Below are 22022 nucleotides of genomic sequence, written 5' to 3'. Positions count from 1 at the left end.
CTTCAATCGTAACCGATATTGTCATGCGCCCGCACGCACTTGCCGTATAGCGAAGACGATCGGGCCGCGAATCAATCACGGCCCGTCATCGCTTGCATCACCGCTTTATTCGCGGAAGGCGCTGGTGACCGGCAGGCGGCGGTCGCGGCCGAAGGCCAGGGCGGTGACCTTGGGGCCGAGCGGGTATTGGCGGCGCTTCCATTCGGCGCGGTCGACCAAGCGCATCACCGTGTCCACCGTCTTCTCGTCGAAGCCATCGGCCAAGAGGTCGGCGCGGCCGTGGGCCTTCTCGATATAGGCCTCGAGGACCTTGTCGAGCAACTCATACTCGGGCAGGGAATCGGAATCCTTCTGACCGGGGCGCAGCTCGGCGCTGGGGGCCTTCTCGATGCTGGCGACGGGGATCATCACGCCGTCTTTGAGCGGCACTCCCGGTCCCCCGTTCTCGTTGCCGACGATCTTGAGACCGCCGACGCCCATGCCTTCGGCCGCGGCCTTGTTGCGCCAGCGGGACAGCTCCCAGACCCGGGTCTTGAGCAAATCCTTGATTGGCGCGTAGCCGCCCACGGCGTCGCCGTAGATGGTGGAGTAGCCGCAGGCGAGTTCGGACTTGTTGCCGGTGGCGAGCGCCAGCAGGTTCTTGGAGTTGGAGTAGGCCATGACGATGACGCCGCGGATGCGGGCCTGCAGGTTCTCGGCGGCCACACCGTCGAGGCCGAGCTGGCCCTGGAAGGCCTTGAAGAGCGGCTCGATGGGCTGGACGTCGTAGTGCGCGCCGATGTTCGCGGCCAGATCGGCCGCGTCGTCCTTGGAGCCGTCGGAGGAATACATGCTGGGCATCGAGACGCCTTGCACGTTCCCACCGCCGACCGCGTCGGCCGCCATCGCCGCCACCAGCGCGGAATCGATGCCGCCGGAGAGGCCGAGCACGACGCCGCGGAAATGGTTCTTGGCCATATAATCCTTGAGTCCCAGCACGCAGGCGGTGTAGACCTCCTCGTCCGGGTCGCGCAGGTCGGCCAGCGTGCCGACGGCCTGCTTGTCCGCTTGCGAATCGAAATCGAAATAGCTCAGGTCCTCCATGAACATCGGCGAACGCTCGATGAGGGTGCCGTCGCGGTCGACCACGAAGCTGCCGCCGTCGAAGATAAGGTCGTCCTGACCGCCGACCTGATTGACGTAAATCAGCGGGGCGTCAACCTCATGCGCGCGGCGAACGGCCAAATCAAGCCGCGTATGGGTCTTGCCTTCCTCATACGGGGAGCCGTTGATCGTCAGCAAGACGTCGATGCCTTGCGAAGCCAACTCCGCGACGGGGCCACCGTCCTGCCAGATGTCCTCGCAGATGGCCACGCCGACCTTCACGCCGTCGATGTCGAGCACCACGGCCTGCTGGCCAGGCTCGAAGATGCGGAACTCGTCGAAGACGCCATAGTTGGGCAGGAAATGCTTGTCGTAGGTGGACCACACCGCTCCGCCGTGCAGCACGACCAGGCGGTTGGTGGGCTTGGCGTCGTCGACGCCGCCGAGCGTGGAGCCGACCGTGCCGACCACCACGTAGAGCTCGCCCAGCCCTTCTTTTTCCAACGTCTGCGCCAACTGGTCGGCCTTGGCCGCGGCGGCCTTGCGGAACGTGGCGCGCAGGGCCAGGTCCTCGATGGGGTAGCCGGTGAGCGTCATCTCGGGGAAGACGACCACCTGGGCGTGGTTGAGGGCCGCCATGCGCGTGAATTGCAGGGCGGTGGCGGCGTTGCCATCCAAGTCCCCCACGCAGGTGTCGATCTGGGCCAATGCGAAACGAAGTTGAGTCATGTCTCCATCATAACCGCAGGCGGCGCGCGCGGACTCCCGAATCCACAGCGCGCCGGGCGGGTATGTCGGCTATCTCACATGCAGGTAAAAACAATCGTCCCTCGACACCGCGCGTCCGCCACATGCGGCAGGACATCACGGAATCGAAGGACGATCTTGCAAAAGGACGAAACTAACGAACTATTGCCCCAGCTCGTCGGCCACGCGCAACGCGGCGTTGACGTAGAACTCGGCGGTGGGCTCGATGGCCCCGTCCAGCGCCACGAACTCCGGGGAGTGCAGGTTGTGGTGGCCGGGCTCGCCGTTGGAGCCAATGAACGAGAAGACCATCGGGGCCAGGGTGGTGTAGTTGTAGAAGTCCTCGCCGCCCATCGACGGGTGGATCGGCTGCAAGTCGGCGTAGCCCGGCACGTCCTTGGCCACGACCTGCGCCAGATGCTTGTCGCTGACCAGCGGGCCGGCCACGGTGTCGTAGTCGATGTCGGCGGTGATGCCGTAGGCCGCGGCGGTGGATTCGACCACCTCGCGGAAGCGGCGCTTGACCAGCTTGCCGTCGTCCTCGTAGAAGTAGCGCACCGTGCCGGTGAACCCGGCGTGGGCGGGCACCACGTTCCACACGTCGCCGCCGTGGATCTCGGTGACGGAGAGCACCACCGGACGGAAGGGCGCGATGTTGCGGCTGACGATGGTCTGCAGGGAGAGAATGGAGGAGGAGAGCGCCTCGATGGGGCCGGTGCCGGCCTCGGGATAGGCGCCGTGGGTGCCATCGGCGTTGAAGGTGACGTGGAAGCGCACGCAGCCGGCCATCATGGGGGTCTCGCCGACGGCGATCTGCCCGGGCTTGTAGTCGGGGTTGTTGTGGGTGCCGATGATGGCGTCGATCTTGCCGAGCGCGCCGACGCGGATGACGTACTGGGCGCCCTCGCTGGTCTCCTCGGAAGGTTGGAAGAGGATGACCACGGAGCCGTGGATGCGGTCGCGGTGGTTGGCCAGCCAGTACGCCGCCGCCAGCAGGCCGCTGGCATGCACGTCGTGGCCGCAGCCCATCATCACGCCTTCGTTCTTGGAGGTGTAGGGCGAGCCGGTGGCCTCCACGATCGGCAGGCCGTCGATGTCGGCGCGCACCGCGACGCGCGGACCGGGATGCTCACCCTTGATCTCGGCGACCAATCCGGTCTTCAGGTCGGTGTCGAGCACCTCGATGCCATGGTCGGTCAGCAGGCCGCGCAGGTACTTTGTGGTCTCGAACTCCTTGAAACCCAGCTCCGGGTACTGGTGCAGGTGGCGGCGCACGGCGAGGATGTCGTCGCCGATCTCGATATGCACTGGTTCGATATGGTTCTCACTCATATAGATGACTCACTTTCTGCTTGCGGCTCGCGCCGCCCAAACCTATGCTCTCCTCGCGCCGAACGCCGGACACCGCGAAGGCTCCGCGATGGCGCCGTCTGCCGAACCGGTCGCCTATCCCTGGCGCTTGAGGATGTGCTTGGCGAAGGCGTTGGCGATGGCCTGCACCACCTGCACCAGCACGATCATGATGATCACGGCGGTCCAGGTGACGGTCGGATCGAACTTCTGGTAGCCGTAGGAGATGGCGAAATTACCGAGGCCGCCACCGCCGATGTAGCCGGCCATGGCCGACATGTCGAGGATCGAGATGAACAGGAACGCGTAGGCCAGGATGAGCGGGCCGAGTGCCTCGGGGATGAGCACCGTGCGGATGATGGTGAGCTTGGAGGCGCCCATCGCCCGCGCCGCCTCAATCACGCCCGAGTCGACGGGCACGAGGTTCTGCTCGACCAGGCGCGAGGTGGCGAAAGTGGCCATGATGACCATGGGGAAGATCGCGGCCATGGTGCCGATGGAGGTGCCGACCACCTTCATGGTCAGCGGCTGGATGGCCGCCAGGAAGATGATGAACGGGATGGGGCGCACGATGTTGACGATGATGTCGAGCACGCGGTAGACCACCGAGTTCTCGAAGAGGTTGCCCGGGCGCGTGCCGTAGAGCACCACGCCGAGCACGAGGCCCAGGATGCCGCCGACGACGAGGGTGACGAAGACCATCTCGAGGGTCTGGGCGATGGATTGGAAGAGCATCGGCTTCAACACCGACCAGTCCTGGTTGGACGCCAGGGTGACGACGCCGTTGCGGCCGGCCGCGGCCGCGCCTGTAATCACATCAATGCCGTTCATCGGCTCTCCCCTCGCTTCTCGTCTTCGCTCCCGCCGTTCGTGGAATCGACGCCTTCACTCGCACTCGCCTTCCCGGATCCGCCGCCCAGCGGATGGGCCACGGCGTCGCCGTATTCGCGAGGCGCCTGCGCGGTGCCGAAGTCAAATACGTCGCTGTTCAACGCGAGCTCCTTCAAAAACGCGTCAACGTCGCCCGCGCCGTCGGTCAGCTCATAGGTCATGGCCCCGATGGCCGAGCCCGCGACCGTGTCGATGCCGCCGTAGAGCAGGCTGGTGGAGACGCCGTGTTTGGCGATGAGCTCCGAGATGTTCTGCCCCGAGGACGAGGTGAGCATGCCGTTGCGCGAGTCTTTGGCGTCCTTTTGCCTGATAAGCACCGTGACCACGCGCCCGGCCCACTGACGGTGCATGTCGGCGACGCGGTCGGCGTCGGGCAGCCCCGAGATGGCCGTGGCGATGAAGCGCTTGGTGACCTCCTGGCGGGGCGCGGCGAAGACGCTGTAGGCGTCGCCGCTCTCCACCACGCGCCCCTCGCTCATCACGGCGACGCGGTTGGCGATCTGCTGGACCACGTTCATCTGGTGGGTGATCAGGACGATGGTGACGCCGAGCTGCTTGTTGACCTGCTCCAACAGGTCGAGCACCTCGCCGGTGGTCTCCGGGTCGAGCGCGCTGGTGGCCTCGTCGGCCAGCAGGATCTGCGGGTTGGTGGCCAGGGCGCGGGCGATGCCCACACGCTGCTTCTGGCCGCCGGAAAGCTGGGATGGGTATTTGCCGGCGTGCTCCTCGAGCCCCACGAATTTCAAAAGCTGGGCGACGCGCTTGTCCTGGTAGTCCTTGCGCCAATGGTCGAGCATCAACGGATAGGCGATGTTCTGGGCCACCGTCTTGGTGGAGAAGAGGTTGAACTGCTGGAAGATCATGCCGATCTTCTGGCGCACCGGGCGCAGCTTGGATTCGCTGAGGTTGGTGATGTCCTCGCCAAGCACGCGCACGGAGCCCGAGGTGGGGCGTTCCAGCGCGTTGATCATGCGCACCAACGTCGATTTGCCGGCCCCGGAGTAGCCGATGATGCCATAGATGTCGCCTTTCTCGATCGAAAGGGTCACATCGTCGACCGCGCGCACGCCCCTCCCCTCGGCTGAGCGTGACTTGAACTCCTTGACCACGTGGTCGAGTTCGATGATCGGCGTTGCCATCCGGTCACCCACCTTTCCTTGCTGTGTCTCGTTGCCTTTGCCGGCCCTACGAACGCGGGGGCCCGAAGGCCCCGTCCATTATGCGCCATGGCCTACCTATGCGCCGTGACCCGCTTTCCATCGGCGGGGCACGGCGCATAGGCGGGCCTTTTCATGCCGCCCCAAGAACGCGGGCGGCCGGGAATCTCACTTCTTCGAGGAGGCCTTCTCCTGAGCCTGCACCTGGCGCATGATCTTCTGCAGGTCGGCGGCGGTGTAGTGGTTGGCCAGCGAGGCGGAGTTGTCGGAGATCTTCATCAGCTGGTCGAAGATCGGCTGGGTCTGGTAGATCTTGACGAGCTTCTGGTAGACCGGGTTGTTGACGTCGGCCTTGCGCACCACGAAGATGTTGATGTAGGGCCTGGATTCCTTCTTGGTGGCGTCGTCCTTGTAGATGGCGTCGGAGGCCTTGAGCCCGGCGTCGCGCACATAGTGCGTGTTCATCACGCCGGCGCCCACCTGCGGGTCCTTGAGGCTGTTGGCCACCTGCTCGGCCTTCAGCGGCGTCACCTTGACCTTGGAGGTCTCGGTGTCGATGTCGCTGGGATCGGTGAACGGCGTCCAGGGGTGCTTGAGTTTGATCAGGCCGGCCTGGTCGAGCACGCCGATGGCGCGCGCCTGGTTGGTCTCGTCGTTGGGAATCGGCACCTCGGAGCCGGCGGGCACGTCCTTGACGCTCTTGGCCTTGGTGGAGTAGACGCCCAGCGGATAGAGGGCCACGCCGCCGATGGGCTGCAGGTCCTTGTGGTTCTTCAGGTTGTAGTCGGCCAGGTAGAGGATGTGCTGGAACTCGTTCATGTCGAGGTCGCCGGCGTCCAGAGCCGGGTTCTCGGAGGTGTAGTCCTGGAAATCGACCAGGTCGACATAGATGCCCTGCTTCTGCGCGGCGGCCTTGAAGATCGGCCATTCCGGGCTGGTCTTGCCGACCACGCCGATCTTGACCGAGTTCTCCTTGGACCCCTTGGCGGCGGCGGTCTGCTTGCCGGCGAAGCCACGGTAGCCGAAGAACGCGATCACCGCCACCAGGGCCACCACCACGACGGTGATGACGATGTTGCGTGCGGTGTGGTTGACCCGCACCGGCTCCTGCGGGCCGTTGAGGTCCAACGGCGCGGAGCCTTTGCCGGGGGTGCCGGGCTGCTGGTTCGATTCTGTGGATGCCATTCTTCTCCCTTTTCTCGTGACTGACGTGATCATTGACATGGTTGTCGTGCTCTGGCAACCATACCTACTTTCGGCCCCACGACACGGTGCGCGGGCCCGAAAATCCTATCGGCGTTCGTTATAGCGGGTACGAGAATGGCCAGATTCCAACGATTTGTCGCATTCTTTGGCGCGCCTCGTCCGAACAAAGTGGGAGCATATTAACCATGACCAAAGTAATCATGCACACCACAGAGGGCGACATCGCCCTGAACCTCTTCGACGACAAGACCCCGGAGACCGTCAAGAACTTCATCGGACTCGCCACCGGCGAGAAGGAGTGGACGAACCCGGAGACCGGCGAGAAATCGCACGACCCCTTCTACGACGGCCTGACCTTCCACCGCATCATCAAGGACTTCATGATCCAAGGTGGCTGCCCGCTGGGCAACGGCACCGGCGGCCCGGGCTACAACTTCGACGACGAGATCGTCTCTGGCCTGACCTTCGAGGAGCCCTTCAAGCTCGCGATGGCCAACGCCGGCGTACGCCGCGGCCCCGACGGCAAGGTCCACGGCACCAACGGCTCGCAGTTCTTCATCACCACCGTGCCCACCCCGTGGCTCAACGGCCACCACACGATCTTCGGCGAGGTGGCGGACGACGCCTCCAAGGCCGTGGTCAAGAAGCTCGAGGCCCTGCCCACCGACGGCAGCGACATGCCGCTCGAGCCCGCGGGTATCGTCTCCGTGGAGGTCGTGAAGTAAGGCTTCGATAGTCTGAATGATTTAGGAATCACAAGGGCCATCACCAACGCTGGAAAGCGAATGGTGATGGCCCTTTTGGTTTGCCTTGATGACTTATGAAGGCTTGTGACGACTTGTTCTGGCTTGTTCTAGCTCACATCTTGCGCATGCGCGGCTCGGCGGAATCCTTCGCGCCGGTGATGCGGTAGACGTCGAAGACGCCGTCGATCTTGCGCACCGCGTTGAGCAGCGTGTTCATATGCTGCGGGTCGGCCATCTCGAACTCGAACTGGCTGATCGCCACGCGGTCGGAGCCGGTGGAGACGGTGGCGTTGATGATGTTGACCCCGTGGTCGGAGAGCACCTGGGTGACGTCGCTCAGCAGGTGCGGGCGGTCGAGCGCCTCCACCTGGATCTTGACCATGAAGAGGCCCTTGGCGCTGGTCCATTCCACCTCGACGACGCGGTCGGCCTGGTGCTTCTCGAGGTCGAGCATGTTCTGGCAATCGGCGCGGTGCACGGAGACGCCCTGGTTGCGGGTGATGAAGCCGACGATCTTGTCGCCGGGCACCGGGGTGCAGCAGCGCGCGAGCTTGACCCACACGTCGCCCACGCCCTTGACGGAGACGCCGAGCTTGCTGGTCTTCTTGGTCTTGCGCTCGATGCGCTTGAGCGGCAGCTCCTCCTGCTCCACGTCGGCGGCCACCTCGTCGGTGCCGGCGTCCTTGACCAGCCGGGAGATGACGTTCTGTGTGGAGACCCTTCCGTCGCCGATGGCGGCGAACACGGCGTCGGCGTTGTCGAAGTTGAGCTCGTCGGCGATGCCGACCAGGGCCTGTGGCGTCAGGAGCGAGGCGATGGGCAGGCTGCGCTTGCGCATGGCGCGGGTGAGCTCGTCCTTGCCTTCGTCGATGGCCTCGCTGCGGCGCTCTTTGCTGAACCACTGGCGTATCTTGTTGCGCGCCTTGGGGCTTTTGACGAAGCTCAGCCAGTCGCGCGAGGGGCCGGCGGTCTCGGATTTGGAGGTGAGCACCTCCACGGTGTCGCCGCTTTCGAGCACGGTGTCGAGCGGCACAAGACGGCCGTTGACGCGCGCGCCCATGGTGCGATGGCCCACCTCGGTGTGCACCGCGTAGGCGAAGTCGATGGGCGTGGCCTTGGCCGGCAGCGAGATGATCTTGCCCTTGGGCGTGAACACATAGACCTCGGCCGAGCCCAGGTCCTCCTTGAGCGAGCCGAGGAACTCGTCGGAGTCGGGGGTCTCGCTGGTCCAGTCGGCCAGCCGCTGGATCCATTTGAGGTTGTCGGCTTCGCTGAGCTCCTTGCCCTCGTTGGCCTCGTCGGCCTCTCGCTGGCGGTCCTGCTTGTCGGGGGCGCTCAACTTGCGCCCGGCCTGGCCGTTCTCCTTGTATTTCCAGTGGGCGGCGATGCCGAACTCGCTGCGCCGGTGCATGTCCCAGGTGCGGATCTGAATCTCGACGGGCTTGCCGCCGGGACCCACCACGGTGGTGTGCAGGCTCTGGTACATGTTCATCTTCGGCATGGCGATGTAGTCCTTGAACCGCCCCGGCACCGGGCTCCAGCGGGCGTGCACGGCGCCGAGCACCGCGTAGCAGTCCTGGATGGTGTCGACGATGATGCGCACGCCGATCAGGTCGTAGATATTGGAGAAATCGTGGCCGCGCACGATCATCTTCTGGTAAATCGAGAAATAGTCCTTTGGCCTGCCGGTGACGGTGGCCTTGATGTGCTGGTCGGCGAGGTCCTCGTTGATCTCACTGACAATTTGCTTGAGATACACGTCGCGCTGGCCGGCGCGGCGGTTGACCAGGACGACGATTTCGTTATAAATCTTGGGATAGAGGACCTTGAAGCTCAGCTCCTCAAGCTCGGTCTTGATGGCGTTCATGCCCAGCCTGTTGGCCAGGGGCGCGTAGACGTCGAGGGTCTCGCGGGCCTTGCGCTGGGCGTTCGAGGGCTTGACGTAACGCCAGGTGCGAGCGTTGTGCAGACGGTCGGCCAGCTTGACGACGAGCACGCGCACGTCGCGGCTCATGGCCACCACCATCTTGCGGATGGTCTCGGCCTGCGCCGAATCGCCGACGTCCATCTTGGTGAGCTTGGTGACCCCGTCGACCAGGCCGGCCACGGTGTCGCCGAACTCCTCGCGGCACTGGTCGAGCGTGTAGTCCGTGTCCTCCACCGTGTCGTGCAAGAGGCCCGCGGCCACGACCTTCGGCCCCATGCCGAGGTCGGCCAGGATCTGGGCGACGGCCAGCGGGTGGATGATGTAGGGCTCGCCCGAGCGGCGGCGCTGGTTGCGGTGCTGGTAGACCGCGCGGCGGTAGGCTTGTTCGAGCACGTCGAGGTTGGCGTCCGGGTAATGGCCGCGGCAGACCCTCACGATCGGCTCAAGCGGGTCGAGGGCGTCGTCGCTGACCTCGCAACCCAGCACGCGAGACGAATAGTTGTCTGCTTCCTTCTCGGCCATCCCGCCCCCTCCTTGGTTCAAGCCCATTGTAACCGCTCACCGGTGCCCTTGGCCGCATGAATGTCGGCGTTTCGCCGAACATAGCGACGGGCGTGGCATGAGCGTGGCACGCGCACTTCGATTCTAACGCCGCTGGCCCACGCCGGTGGACCCGAATCCGTTCTCCGACCTGTCGGAGCCGGGCAGCGTGGCGGCCGGCACGAACCTGGCCTCGACGTAGCGCTGGATGACCAGCTGGGCGATGCGGTCGCCCGGGTGGAACATGACGCTTTGCTCGGGGTCGAGGTTGATGAGCGGCACTTTGATCTCGCCGCGATAGCCCGCGTCGATGGTCCCGGGGGCGTTCAGCACCGTGACACCTTTTTTAACCGCCAACCCGCTTCGTGGATGCACCAGGCCCACATAGCCGTTGGGCAGCGCGATCGACACCCCGGTGGGCACCAGCGCGCGCTCGAAGGGCTTGAGCGTCACCTCGACGGTGGTGCACAGGTCCGCGCCGGCGTCTCCGGCGTGGGCGTAGCGTAACTCGGGGGCCTCGCCGTCGGGACCGACCTTGACCAGCACCTCGGTGTTTTCGGGTTCGTCGTAAGACTCGTCGTAGGCCATCAGGCGGCGCACTCCTTGCAGACCGGCTGGCCATCGGCGTTGACGTGGTCGAGCTGGCTGCGGTGCTTGACGAGGAAGCATTCGGCGCAGATGAACTCGTCGCCCTGCATCGGGATGACGGTCACCGAGGCGTCCTCGTTGCTGAGGTCGGCGCCGGGCAGCTCGTAGTCCTCGGCGATGGCGTTCTCGTCATCGTCGATGTCGGCCTCGGCGTTGCGGCTGCTTTTGCTCAGTGCCTGCAGCGACTCCTCGTCCTCGTCCTTGTCTTTGCTGCGGGGCGAATCATAATCTTGAGCCATCGGGCAATTCCTTTCGACTATCAATCGGTAATACAGACAAAAATAGAATTTATCGTCTTTTACGGGCTACAGGATACACGATTTGTCGCGTTCGTAAAGTACGACACGAGGAACACCATGGAATAAGCTGGGATTCTATAGACTGTTGTGTAAGACGGAAAGTGGTGCGTATGCCGATGGATTCGTATGAGAAGGCGCAACTCGACCATGTCGACGGCGACGGCGATCTGGTGTTTCGCGCCGGTGGAATCAGGTTCAAGGTCACGCTCGACGACGCGCTCGAAAGGGCGCTGCTCGAGGCGCGCCAGATTCGCAGCGAGGCGGGCCTGGCCACGAGTCCGGGAATGGCGCAAACCCTACCAATTTCAAGCATTCAGGGACTTATCCGCGCGGGTGTGGAACCCAAAAAAGTGGCTGAGAAATACGGGCTCAACGAGGCGTTGGTGCGGCGTTTTTCCTCGGCGGTGCAGACCGAGAAGCAGTATGCCATCGAGCAGTTTCTGAGCGTGCCGGCGCCAAAGGAGAGCCAGGTGCATTCGGTGCAGGACCTCATCGCCCGCACACTGGCCGCCGCGCGCATCAGCATGGAATCCGTCGCCTGGAGCGCGACACGCCGAAGCCGCGAGCCGTGGAGGATCACCGCCACATTCCGCACCGCGCGCAATCGTGTTCGCGCCGAGTGGACGTGGAACATGCACGACAACACCGTGGAGTGCCAGAACGTGGCCGCGCAAATCCTCTTCGGCGAGGTAGGCGCGGCCCAGAGCGGCGCCGGAGCGGCCCAGACAACGGACTCGCGTTCGGGCGAGGCGAACGAACCGGCCATCGGCGCCGGCACGAATACGGCTTCGCGCGAGACCAGCGGCCAGGACGCGCCGCTGTCGCGCCGTATCGAGCAGGAGAGTTCGTCTTGGCAGGAGCGGGCCTCGTATGCCGGGCATTCGTCGCGAGATGAATCGTTCCGCTCCCCCAACCCATCCCGCTCCTCAGGCGCCTCCGCCGCCCTTGCCGACCCGCAGGCGAGCATCTTCGGCCCGCAGGACCCGGTGCCGGTCGACGCCTTGTCGGCGTTGCCGCTGCCGGATCGCGTCGAGACCCAGACCATGACCCCGGTCACGGCCATGCCGCAATCGCAGGCGGCCTCCACACCGTTGGTGCCGCAACCGCAGCCGCAACTCAACATCGGCCAAAACGACGGCGATGACGGCAACTCGGACGCTGACCAGGCGGAGGATGACGCCGAGGCCAAGGGTCAGAAACGGCCCCGCAAGGCCAAGAGCAGGAGCAAGGGCCGCGGCACCCGCAAGTCGAAGCGTTCGGCGGTGCCGAGCTGGGACGAGATTCTCTTCGGCGAATAAGGCGAATAGGGTCTAAAAATCCGGAAAAACTTGGAACACGGCCGATAATCCGATAATCAGATTGTCGCGCCCAAATCACGCCATATCGATAAGACAAGGAATGTCGGATTCCATGTGTGTCAACGAACCGTGAACGCTGGGCAAGCGCGTGGCAGGATCGCTTTGCGTGCGGGTATCGACGATGGTGACGCTCTGCGCGGCCGAGACCAGCACTTCGCCCAGCATCGGCTCGACACGGGCGTCGACGGGCCCGAACATGCCCAATTCTTCCGCCTCGTCCCGCGTGCGGACCTGCGCCCACTCCCCCAGGAAATCGCGCCAGCGCTCGGCGATGGCCTGCGGGTCCTCGTCAGGCTCGGCATAGAGCATCACCGATCGTGGCTCACCGCCCACCAACGCAACGCCTTGGCTCAGTTCCGCATGTTCGGCGATATCGATGCGCTGCTCGGGGTCGGTCTGGATCATGCCGTGGTCGGCGGTGATGACGATCAAGGTGCCTTTCGGGGCGAAACGGCGCAGCAGGGCCAGCTGCGCGTCGATGGATTCGAAGGCCGCCACCCAGCGCTCGGAATGCCAGCCGTAGTTGTGGCCGGTCTTGTCGGCGTCGCGGATGTAAAGATAAGTCAGGCCCGGTTCCTCGGCGGCCTTGCAGGCGTTGAGCACGCGCTGGCGGGGCGAGCCACCGCTGATGTAGTGCGTGCCGCGCAGTGCGGCCTGGGTCAGGGGCGAGAACGCGAATTTCGGCAGACCGGAGCTGGTGACGCGCACGCCCCGCTCGGCCAACGCTTCGAACACCGTGGGCTCGCGCTGCAGGTCAAGCGGCTCGAGCGCGTCGCGGAACTGGATGAGTTGGGAAAGCGCGCCGGTCTGCGGATTGCGCTCGGTGTAGCCTGCCATGCCGGTCATGCCGGGGCAGGTGCCGGTGCCGAACGTGGCCATCGCGGCGACCGTGGTGCTGGGGGCGCAGGTGGCGATGGGGCGCTGGTTCTCCTCGTGGCCCATCAGCGAGCGGAGATACGGCGAGTGGCCGCGGCGCAGGTTGAGGTTCCAGTAGCCCATGCCGTCCACCAGGACGACGATGGCCGAGCGTGCCTGCGGGAATCCCAAGGCCTGGCGCAACGCCTCCGGCTCACGGTGGACCCTCGTGGCAACGGGTGAGCCAATCGAAGCGCTCAACGCCGGCAGTATCGACGAAAGGTGCAGCGCTCCGCCACGTTGTGATTGCTGTCCAGCAAGAGGTTGATGTGCCTCGTCTTCGCCGTCGGAAGCCACCGAATCCACCGGCTTGGCTTTCATTCCCACGTGATCGCCATAGGTCGCGGGGACCGTCATTCCCAGCAATTCCGTCTCATCAGGCACTTCGACACTCATACGCTCATTCAATCACCGCGAGGCGAGAAACACGTGGATATCCCGGAAATTCCCCGAATACGTATATCCATCAAATGGATTATTTTAAACGCCGAAACCAAGGTTTTTCATGAACGTGAATAGCCATGAATTACCTACCAACCCACCTCCGCGCCACGGCCACTTTCCAGCTCACGCCGCCAAGCGCCACACCGACGAGACCAACCATTACACTGAAACGGATTGTCTTTTAGCAAGGGAGTTCGCAGCAGCATGGCTCAACGTCGCAAACCGACCAAACCGGCCTATGACCCGCACACGGTCAAGGAGAACATCGTCGAGACGCCGCTCGACGAGGAGATGAGCAAGTCATTCCTCGAATACGCGTATTCGGTGATCTACGCCAGGGCGTTGCCCGACGCGAGGGACGGCATGAAGCCGGTGCAGCGGCGCATCATCTACCAGATGGGCCAGATGAACCTCACCCCCGACAAGGCCTATATGAAATCCGCCCGCGCCGTCGGCGAGGTGATGGGCAAGCTGCACCCGCACGGCGACTCCTCCATCTACGAGGCCATGGTGCGCCTCGCCCAGCCCTTCGCGATGCGCCTGCCACTGGTCGACGGGCACGGCAACTTCGGTTCGCTTGACGACGGACCAGCGGCCTCGCGTTACACCGAGGCGAGGCTCGCCCCCGCGGCGCTCGGCATGAACGCGAACATCGACGAGGACACGGTCGACTTCTCCCCCAACTACGACAACAAGTTGAAGGAACCCGACGTGCTGCCGGCGGCCATCCCGAACCTGTTGGTCAACGGTGCCTCGGGCATCGCGGTGGGCATGGCCACCAACATGGCCACCCACAACCTCGGCGAGGTGATCGCGGCGGCCAAATACCTGATGAAGCACCCCGACGCCACGCTCGAGGAGCTCATGCGCTACGTGCCCGGACCGGACTGGCCGGGCGGCGGCATCATCATCGGCCGCGACGGCATCCGCGAGGCCTATGAGACCGGCCGTGGAACGCTCACCACGCGCTCGGCCACCCATATCGAGAACGTCACCGCCCGCAAGAAGGCCATCGTGGTCACCGAGCTGCCGTTCATGGTGGGCCCGGAACGCGTGCTGGAGCGCATCTCGGAGGGCGTGAAGAACCACAAGATCGAGGGCGTCTCGGGCGCGATCGACCTGACCGACCGCCACAACGGCACCCGCATCGTCATCGAGATCAAAACCGGCTTCGACCCCAACGCCGTGCTCGCCCAGCTTTTCAAGCACACCCCGCTTGAGGACAACTTCACCATGAACAACGTGGCGCTGGTGCATGGCCGGCCGCACACCATGGGCCTCAAGGAGATGCTCGAGGTGTGGGTGGAGCACCGTCGCAACGTGATCCACCGGCGCAGCGAATACCGGCTCAAGAAGGCCGAGGAGCGGCTGCATCTGGTGGAGGGCATGCTGCTGGCGATGGTCGACATCGACGAGGTGATCCAGGTCATCCGCACCTCCGACAACGCCGACGCCGCCAAGACCCGCCTGATGGCCGTCTTCGACCTCGACGAGATCCAGGCGCAGTACATCCTCGACCTGCGGCTGCGCAGGCTCACCAAGATGAGCCGCATCGAGCTCGAGGCCGAGCAGGACGATTTGAAGAGGCGCATCGAAGGGCTCAATGCCATTCTCTCATCGACGGAACGCCTCGACGAGGTCGTGGTCGCCGAGATGGACAAGGCGGTGGAGAAGTGGGGCGACCCGCGGCGCACCGTGCTGCTCGACAAGGACGAGGACGGCAGGCTTACTCCCGTCACCTCGCTGGCGTCGCAGGGCGCCGAAGGCGGTGTGGCCAACGGCAACCCCGATTCCTCCGCGATCGCGGCCATCCACGTGGCCAACACCATCTCATCCGCGGCGGCTGACGTAGCCGCGGCGACGAAGGCCAAGAAGGCCGGTAACAACGAGGAGGCCGCTAAGGCGCTGCGCTTGGACGACGAACCGTGCACGGTCGCGTTGAGCGCCACCGGACTCATCGCGCGCATGACGCCGAGCGCCATGGATGTCTGGCAGACGCGCGCCGCCGGCGACGAACGTGGAACCGACGACCAGATCGTCTCCATCTTCAGAGCGACCACGCTTTCGAAGTACGCGCTCATCACCTCCGCCGGACGACTGGTGCTGGCGCAGGTGGCTGATCTGCCTTCGCTGCCGGTGGCCGCGACGCTGAACCTCACCGGAGGCGTGCGGGCCGACGAGCTGCTTGGCATGACCGAGAGCACCGACCCGGTGCCGGGCGAGCATGTGGTGGCGGCCATCGCCATGACGAACGCGAGCGAAAGCGGAGACGGTGAGGACGGCGGAAACGACGCCTCTTCGAGCGCTCCCCTGGCTCCGCTGGCCATCGGCACACGCCACGGCATGGTGAAACGCTGGAACCGCGAGTCGCCGAGCACCATGGATTCCTGGACGGTCATCGACCTGAAGGACGGCGACGCCGTGGTGTTCGCCGCGCCCGCCGCAGACGAGGACCGCATCGTCTTCATCTCCACCGACGCCTCGCTGCTGACCTTCGAGGCCAACGCGGTGCGTCCGCAGGGGCGCTCGGCCGCCGGCATGAACGGCATCAAACTCGCCGAAGGGCAACATGTGGCCACGTTCAACGTGGTGCCCGCCGGCAAGATCGCCTGGACCTATGACGAGGGCGAGAACGGCATGTTCTCGGCCACCGGGGCCGTCATCCTCACCGTCGCGGGCGACGACACGGCGCTGCCCGGTACCGAGACCGGCGCGGCCAAGATGACGCCGCTGGAGATGTACCCCACCAAGGGTCGTGGCACGCGTGGCGTGCGCTCACAACGCTTCCTCAAAGGGCAGAACACGCTGACCTTCGCCTGCGTGGGCACCTATCCGCTGCACGCCAGCACTTCGGCCGGCTCGCCCGTCGAGCTGCCGAAGCCCGACATGCGGCGCGATGGCTCCGGCGTGGAGCTCTCCGCCCACATCGAGTTCGCCGCCTAAGGCAAAGCTTCAAGTCTGAGCTGAGCTAAGACAAGTCAGATAATCGGGGAACGCAAGGCTTTCGGGCCAGGCGTTCCCCGCTTTCGCGTCAGCGCTGTTTCGACCAGTCATGCCCAATGATATTTCCCGGTCATAAGCCGAAAGCGCCGTTCATGACTTGAATTCTGATTGCTGGAAGTAGATGTTTCGCCTCGTTATTCTTCCTTGTTCTTCCGCAGGGGTTTAGGAACTTGTAGATGATTCCGACAGATTGCAGCATTCCGGCCAACTCGTGCCGGAACACAATCACCAAGATCCTCGTAACAAATGGTTTCCGGCATTCCGAATCGTTCATGCCGAAAAACAGTTGTTAAGAACGTCTACATGAACGGTTTTCGGCATATTCTTCAGTCCATGCCGAAAAACAATCACTTACAGTTGCCAAATGAACGATTTTCGGCATTCCGAATAGTACATGCCCAAAAACGATCCTTAAACAACGCTTTTTGGCCTATAACCCGATTAGTAGAGTTTCATGCCTTGCGGGGTAGAGGTGAAACCGGCTGAGCGCAGGATGTGGGAGGCGAAGTCCAATGCCGTGAGCGGCTTGCCGTTGATCTCCTTGAATGAGACGCTGCCACGCAACTCGCCTGATCGCTGCATGTCACGCAACCGGGCGGACAACTCGCCCGCGGCCTGTTCCAATTCGAAATTGGTGCCGTCGAAGAGGATGAGACGGTGGCTTGAAAGCATGGCGTAAAGTTTGGGCTCGCCGTTGACCAGCACCACCAGCGAACCGGCTCTGCGCGTGGGTTTCAGCGATTTAGCGGCGCGCTTCCGTTTTGGCTTGATGCTTGACGGACTTGGTGTGATGCTTGATGAATGACCGGAAGCTTCGGCTGCTGAAACTGGACCTGAAGATGTCTGGGCTGCTGACAATGTGTCGTGAGCGTTTTCGCTGTCATCGAGCGACTCCGGCCAAGGAATGGCGACACCGGCGAGATTCACCGGATCGGCGGCATCCACGGCCACCGCGGCGGAACCATCACTGACACGCCATTGGCGCAACTCGTCGACGAAATCACGCGTGGCGAACTGCGTGGCCGAAAGCCCTTGCACGAACATGCCACGCACGAGGTTGCCGTTGGCCTCCATCCGTTTGAGCAACGGGTAAAGCTGGCCGAATCCGGCCTGGCCGCCCTCGTGGTCGACCATCGCCGGGGCGACGACGCCGTAGCGATTGAGCAGGGTCTCCACATACGCCACCGAACGCTGCTCCGGATGCTCGACCATGGCATGTGGAACCAGCGCCCACAGGCCGGCCAGCGACTGCGGCACACGCGGCATCCTCACGCGTGCCCTGCCGTGGCGATAGCGAGGAACGGAACGTGACGCAGACGAGCGACCATAGCGTGCATCCCCTGCTATTAAGCCACGTACGGGAGCGAATGAGGAATTGGTGACCTCGCCCCGCCATACCAGCGACCATAGGCCACGAGCGAACACGGAATTGTCAAGGGGCGCCACGGCGATCTCGCCGGTCAACGGGTTGACGACCTCCTCGCGTGACTGGTTGTGGCACTGGGCCGCCAGTTGCTCGGCGCGGTAGGACGCGCCCGAAACCGCGAGCGCCGCCATGATGCGATGTTCCATGTCCGTCGCTGGATTCCCGGCAACAGTCACGGTTTCTTTGGCGGTGTTGACGGCATGCTCCGAGGCCGTAGGAGAAGCCTGTGCCATTGTTTCCTTCGTCGCACCAGTCGCACGACCCACCTGTTCGAAATCCGCAGAAGTTGCTTTCTCCGTTGAATTCACGAGTGCAGTAGCCTCTTCCGCCGTCTGTTCGGCAGGGGTATCATCAATAACGACATGATTATCGAAACCTACATCAAAAACCAATGAACCGGAATTCTGCGGCAGCAACGGAGAATCGGCGAGATACCAAGCGATATCACCCGGCTTGGCGCTCTCATCCGCAGCGTTTCCTTCGCCCTCGTCCGTCTTGGAACCAACCCAGACCACCTCGCCTTGGGCCAGCAGCTCGTCGAGCATGGCCGGTGTGTAATCGTGCACACGCGACGGGAACACCGCCGACTCCCAAAGCCGGGCGGGCAGCGGCAGACCTTCGAGCTGCTCGATGACGCGCAAAAGTCCGTCAGCCCCCTCGAAACCGCTGTGCTCATCACCGTTGGAAATGACACCCTGATGGTGCAACAGCCAAGATTGATAGATGCTCGGCATCACCGATTTCACGGCCTTGCGCGCCTTGGCCAGCGAGCGCGAGCGGATGCGGCGGAACACCTCGCGATGCAGGTATTGCGGCTCCGGCTTGCCCTTGACGAACGTGCCCGAAAGCAGCTCGCCCTTCGCCTTCAGATTGTCGAGCCCGTGAACCACCGCCGTGGCGCTGAGGCCCAGATCGTCCATCGCCTCGTCGGCGGTGAACGGCCCGTGCGTCTTGGAGAAACGCGTGAGCCTGCCTTCCACGTCATCCGGGTCGAGCTCGTTCCAGAACTCTCGATGGCCAAGCTCCTCCGCGACCTCCTTGATGACGTCGGCATCGAGCACATCGGCAATATGGCCACTGCCCAGCAGCTGCTCCAGCACCTCGGGGTCCATAGCCAGCAGCGAGGCCTTGCGCTCGGCCTGCGGCGAATCGTACTCGTACATCACCGAGCCCACGAAACCGAAGAGCAGGCTCTGCGCGAACGGCGAAGGGCTCTCGGTCTCGACGTCCCGCAACGCCACGCGCCCCTCGTCCATGGCCGTCATGAGTCGACGCAGCGCGGGCAGGTCGTAGACGTCCTGCAGACATTCCCGCGCGGTCTCGAGCACCAGCGGGAAATTGGGTTTGGTCTTCGCGGCGGCCAGCAATTCCGAGGCGCGAAGCCGCTGCTGCCAAAGCGGCACACGCTTGCCGGGCCTCATGCGGGGCATGAAGAGCGACCGGGCCGCGCACTCCCTGAATCGTGATGCGAAGAGCACGGAGTCGCCGACCTCCTCCTCGATGTCGCGCAACAGCTCGTCGAGGTCGAAGCGGAAAAGCGAGCCGACGTCGATGCGCCGTTCCTGCTCGGGCAGGCGCACCACGATGCCGTCGTCGGTGGCGTAGGTCTGCCCGTCGAAGCCGTATTTGCGCTTGAGCCTACCGGTGATGGCGAGCGCCCAAGGCTCGTGCACACGCCGGCCGTAGGGCGAGTGGAGCATGACGCGCCAGTCGCCCTCCTCGTCCTGGCAGCGTTCGACCACCAGCGTGGTGTCGTCGGGCACAACGCCGGTCGCGGCCCGTTGTTCGGCCAGCAGCCGGGCGAGATTGGCACGGCCGTTGTCGTCCAGGCCGTCGGCTTGCAGGCGTTTGGTGGTCACATCGTCGAAGCTAGGGCCTTGATAGCCGTTGTCTTCATTCGTAACCAGCGCATCTGACGCGGCCACCAAACCATCGGATACCTCGCGCACGAAGCTGCCCAGAATAGCGCCGAAACCGGCGTCTCGGCCGGGTCCCTCGCCGTGCCAGAACGGCAGGCGCGCGGTTCGCCCAGGCGCGGGCGTGACCACCACCCTGTCCTGCGTGATCTCCTGAATCTGCCAGGTGGAGGTGCCGAGCGTGATGACGTCGCCGACGCGCGACTCGTAGACCATCTCCTCGTCAAGCTCGCCGACGCGCTTGCGCCCGGAACCGGCGTCGGCCTCGGGCAGCACGACCGTGTAGGTGCCACGGTCGGGGATGGTGCCGCCGCTGGTGACCGCGAGCCGTTGCGCGCCGGGCCGGGCAGAGATGATACCTTCTTCCGCATTCAGCTGCAGCGGCGGCCGGAACGCCGAGAACTCCTCGGAATTGTAGGCTCCGGTGAGCATGCCAACCACGGAGTCGAACATGCCACGGTCAAGATCGCGGAACGGGGCCGAGCGCCGCACGACGCCGTACCATTCGTCGACGCGCAGATCGTCCATGGCGGCGGCCGCGACGGTCTGCTGGGCCAAGATGTCGAGCGGATTGCGCAGCACACGCAACGGCTCGATGGCGCCGTCCCTCATGCTTTCGACTACCGCCGAGGTGCCGATGAGCTCCTGACGGGTCAGTGGGTAGAAGAGCGCGTGCGACACCCCGCCGACGCGATGGTCGGCCCTGCCCACCCGTTGCAGGCCCGAGGAGACGGAAAGCGGTGGCGCGACCTGGATGACCATGTCGACCGAGCCCATGTCGATGCCGAGCTCGAGGCTGCTGGTGGCGACCACGCAGCGCAACCGCCCGTGTTTGAGGTCATTTTCGATGACCTTGCGGCGCTCCTTGGAAACGGAGCCGTGGTGGGCCATGGCGATGGTCTCCGCCTTGGGATGTGAGCCGACCAGCGCGGTGGACGAGCCGACCACGGAATCGTAATGTTGGCCGTCGCCGTAGCGTTTCTCGATCTGCTCCCCCAGCTCGGTTTCGGCGTAGAGGTCGTTGAGCCTGGCGGTGAGCCGTTCCGCAAGGCCGCGGGAGTTGACGAAGACGAGCGTGGTGTGGTGGGCCAGGATCTCGTCGAGGATGCTGCGCTCCACGGCCGGCCAGATCGAATGTGACGCCGAGGACGAGGGCGAGGAATAGTCACCTTGACGGCCAACCTCGCCATCGCCTGTGGATTCGAAATTTTGATTATTCCGAGACGGCATCGCCCCGTGAGTGGCGGCACTGTTGGCCAGCGCGCGCATGGCTGGCGTCACGCCGCTGATGCGTTGATTGCCTGAATTAGTGCCGTACGGCTTCCCTGAGCGATTTTCGCCCCCGCTGGCACCTCCGATATGGAATCCACCGTCATCACCGCCAGACGAGCCCAGAGCGCCCATATCGGCCACCGGCTCGACGATGCGCAGGTCCATGTCCGGCGGCTGCCCCGCGTCGACCACGCTCACGGGCTGCTCGCTGCCGAGGAACCTGGCTGCCTCGTCCAACGGCTTGACCGTGGCGGAAAGCCCGATGCGCTGCGGCTTGCGCGCGGTCAGCAGATCGAGACGCTCCAGGCTCAACGCCAGATGCGCCCCGCGCTTGCTGCCGGCCACGGCGTGCACCTCGTCGAGAATCACCGTCTCGACGGTTTTGAGGATGCGCCGCGCCTTGGAGGTGAGCAGCAGATAGAGCGATTCCGGCGTGGTGATGAGGATGTCCGGCGGATGGGAGACGATGCGCCGGCGATCCTTGGCCGTGGTGTCACCCGAACGGATGGCGACGTCGATATCGGGCGGTTCCAACCCCTCGGCCACGCACTCGGCGGCGATGCCCTCAAGCGGCACGCGCAGGTTGCGCTCGACGTCAACGCCCAGCGCCTTCAACGGCGAGATGTAGAGCACCTTGACGCCGTCACGGCTACGTTTCAAAGGCTTCGCGCCGCCGGAACGCTTGTGTTTTAGCGAAGCCGATCCCTCCACCGTCCAGGCCTTGCCACCAGCCACTTCGAGCTTGGTATCTGCGTCTGCGGCTTTGTTGCCATCTATTGCCTTGACATCAGCATCCGCACCCGCACCGACAGCCATGTTGCCACTCGTTGCCGTCGCAGGCTTCATCAACCCGTCGATGGCCGAAAGAAACGCCGCGAGTGTCTTGCCGGAACCGGTGGGCGCGACCACCAGCACATCGCCGCCGGCCTGTATCAACGGCCAGGCCTCACGCTGGGCCTGGGTGGGCTCCCCGAACGCATGGCCGAACCACGCCCTGGTGGCGGGCGCGAAGGAGCTCATACATTCGTACATATGTTCGATTATCGCAACGCCTCAAGACGTCGACGACCGGCCACGGCGACCGACCATCAGAC

At 64.2% G+C, this 22022-nt stretch carries 13 protein-coding genes; 3 read left to right on the top strand and 10 right to left on the bottom strand.

Going from position 1 to position 22022, the window contains the following annotated elements; genetic code table 11:
- Positions 1-105: 105 nt before the first annotated feature.
- The 5 genes from OZY47_RS03105 to OZY47_RS03085 form a co-directional block, all read right to left on the bottom strand.
- Positions 106-1812: an NAD+ synthase gene (locus OZY47_RS03105; protein WP_277178648.1), complete on the bottom strand. Its 1707-nt coding sequence runs from the start codon at positions 1810-1812 to the stop codon at positions 106-108.
- 180 nt (positions 1813-1992) lie between these two features.
- Positions 1993-3162 carry an amidohydrolase gene (locus OZY47_RS03100; RefSeq protein WP_277178646.1) on the bottom strand — a complete coding sequence of 390 codons (1170 nt, stop codon included), beginning with the start codon at positions 3160-3162 and terminating at the stop codon, positions 1993-1995.
- 114 nt (positions 3163-3276) lie between these two features.
- Complete coding sequence (locus OZY47_RS03095; RefSeq protein ID WP_277178644.1) at positions 3277-4011, bottom strand: methionine ABC transporter permease; 735 nt, start codon at positions 4009-4011, stop codon at positions 3277-3279.
- Entirely contained in the window at positions 4008-5210 is a 1203-nt protein-coding gene (locus OZY47_RS03090; RefSeq protein WP_277178642.1) for a methionine ABC transporter ATP-binding protein, read from the bottom strand. Before OZY47_RS03090 ends, OZY47_RS03095 begins: the two co-directional genes overlap by 4 nt.
- Before the next feature lie 186 nt (positions 5211-5396).
- The gene (locus OZY47_RS03085; RefSeq protein WP_277178640.1) at positions 5397-6413 is read right to left on the bottom strand and encodes a MetQ/NlpA family ABC transporter substrate-binding protein; all 1017 of its coding nucleotides are present in this window, start codon (positions 6411-6413) and stop codon (positions 5397-5399) included.
- 206 nt (positions 6414-6619) lie between these two features.
- On the opposite strand from OZY47_RS03085, the gene OZY47_RS03080 reads away from it, so the two are divergent.
- On the top strand, positions 6620-7159 hold the full coding sequence (locus tag OZY47_RS03080; protein WP_277178638.1) for a peptidylprolyl isomerase: 540 nt from the start codon (positions 6620-6622) through the stop codon (positions 7157-7159).
- A gap of 133 nt (positions 7160-7292) precedes the next feature.
- On the opposite strand, the gene OZY47_RS03075 is transcribed toward OZY47_RS03080, so the two are convergent.
- The 3 genes from OZY47_RS03075 to OZY47_RS03065 all read right to left on the bottom strand — a co-directional run bounded on the left by OZY47_RS03075 (position 7293) and on the right by OZY47_RS03065 (position 10534).
- The gene (locus OZY47_RS03075; RefSeq protein ID WP_277178636.1) at positions 7293-9629 is read right to left on the bottom strand and encodes a bifunctional (p)ppGpp synthetase/guanosine-3',5'-bis(diphosphate) 3'-pyrophosphohydrolase; all 2337 of its coding nucleotides are present in this window, start codon (positions 9627-9629) and stop codon (positions 7293-7295) included.
- Positions 9630-9752: 123 nt separating this feature from the next.
- A complete protein-coding gene (gene dut, locus OZY47_RS03070; RefSeq protein WP_277178634.1) occupies positions 9753-10235 on the bottom strand; it encodes a dUTP diphosphatase in 483 nt (160 codons plus the stop codon).
- On the bottom strand, positions 10235-10534 hold the full coding sequence (locus OZY47_RS03065) for a DUF4193 domain-containing protein (protein ID WP_277178632.1): 300 nt from the start codon (positions 10532-10534) through the stop codon (positions 10235-10237). Before OZY47_RS03065 ends, dut begins: the two co-directional genes overlap by 1 nt.
- 170 nt (positions 10535-10704) lie before the next feature.
- Between OZY47_RS03065 and sepH the strand changes: the two genes are divergently transcribed.
- Complete coding sequence (gene sepH / locus OZY47_RS03060; protein ID WP_277178630.1) at positions 10705-11892, top strand: septation protein SepH; 1188 nt, start codon at positions 10705-10707, stop codon at positions 11890-11892.
- Between the two features lie 75 nt (positions 11893-11967).
- On the opposite strand, the gene OZY47_RS03055 is transcribed toward sepH, so the two are convergent.
- On the bottom strand, positions 11968-13263 hold the full coding sequence (locus OZY47_RS03055; RefSeq protein WP_277178628.1) for an alkaline phosphatase family protein: 1296 nt from the start codon (positions 13261-13263) through the stop codon (positions 11968-11970).
- 252 nt (positions 13264-13515) lie between these two features.
- Here OZY47_RS03055 and OZY47_RS03050 point away from each other — a divergent pair, with 252 nt between their 5' ends.
- Complete coding sequence (locus OZY47_RS03050; protein ID WP_277178626.1) at positions 13516-16254, top strand: DNA topoisomerase IV subunit A; 2739 nt, start codon at positions 13516-13518, stop codon at positions 16252-16254.
- A gap of 501 nt (positions 16255-16755) precedes the next feature.
- Here the strand turns inward: OZY47_RS03050 and OZY47_RS03045 are convergent.
- Positions 16756-21960, bottom strand: coding sequence for a DEAD/DEAH box helicase (locus OZY47_RS03045; RefSeq protein ID WP_277178624.1), 5205 nt, complete (start codon positions 21958-21960; stop codon positions 16756-16758).
- Between the last annotated feature and the right edge of the window lie 62 nt (positions 21961-22022).

The organism is Bifidobacterium sp. ESL0790, from assembly GCF_029395435.1.
Lineage (GTDB): Bacteria > Actinomycetota > Actinomycetes > Actinomycetales > Bifidobacteriaceae > Bifidobacterium.
This window is presented reverse-complemented; position numbering and strand designations above follow the sequence as displayed.

Coding starts and splice junctions, on each gene's coding strand:
- OZY47_RS03105 (WP_277178648.1), bottom strand. CDS start 1,812: ATGACTCAACTTCGTTTCGCATTGGCCCAGATCGACACCTGCGTGGGG.
- OZY47_RS03100 (WP_277178646.1), bottom strand. CDS start 3,162: ATGAGTGAGAACCATATCGAACCAGTGCATATCGAGATCGGCGACGAC.
- OZY47_RS03095 (WP_277178644.1), bottom strand. CDS start 4,011: ATGAACGGCATTGATGTGATTACAGGCGCGGCCGCGGCCGGCCGCAAC.
- OZY47_RS03090 (WP_277178642.1), bottom strand. CDS start 5,210: ATGGCAACGCCGATCATCGAACTCGACCACGTGGTCAAGGAGTTCAAG.
- OZY47_RS03085 (WP_277178640.1), bottom strand. CDS start 6,413: ATGGCATCCACAGAATCGAACCAGCAGCCCGGCACCCCCGGCAAAGGC.
- OZY47_RS03080 (WP_277178638.1), top strand. CDS start 6,620: ATGACCAAAGTAATCATGCACACCACAGAGGGCGACATCGCCCTGAAC.
- OZY47_RS03075 (WP_277178636.1), bottom strand. CDS start 9,629: ATGGCCGAGAAGGAAGCAGACAACTATTCGTCTCGCGTGCTGGGTTGC.
- dut (WP_277178634.1), bottom strand. CDS start 10,235: ATGGCCTACGACGAGTCTTACGACGAACCCGAAAACACCGAGGTGCTG.
- OZY47_RS03065 (WP_277178632.1), bottom strand. CDS start 10,534: ATGGCTCAAGATTATGATTCGCCCCGCAGCAAAGACAAGGACGAGGAC.
- sepH (WP_277178630.1), top strand. CDS start 10,705: ATGCCGATGGATTCGTATGAGAAGGCGCAACTCGACCATGTCGACGGC.
- OZY47_RS03055 (WP_277178628.1), bottom strand. CDS start 13,263: ATGAGTGTCGAAGTGCCTGATGAGACGGAATTGCTGGGAATGACGGTC.
- OZY47_RS03050 (WP_277178626.1), top strand. CDS start 13,516: ATGGCTCAACGTCGCAAACCGACCAAACCGGCCTATGACCCGCACACG.
- OZY47_RS03045 (WP_277178624.1), bottom strand. CDS start 21,960: ATGTACGAATGTATGAGCTCCTTCGCGCCCGCCACCAGGGCGTGGTTC.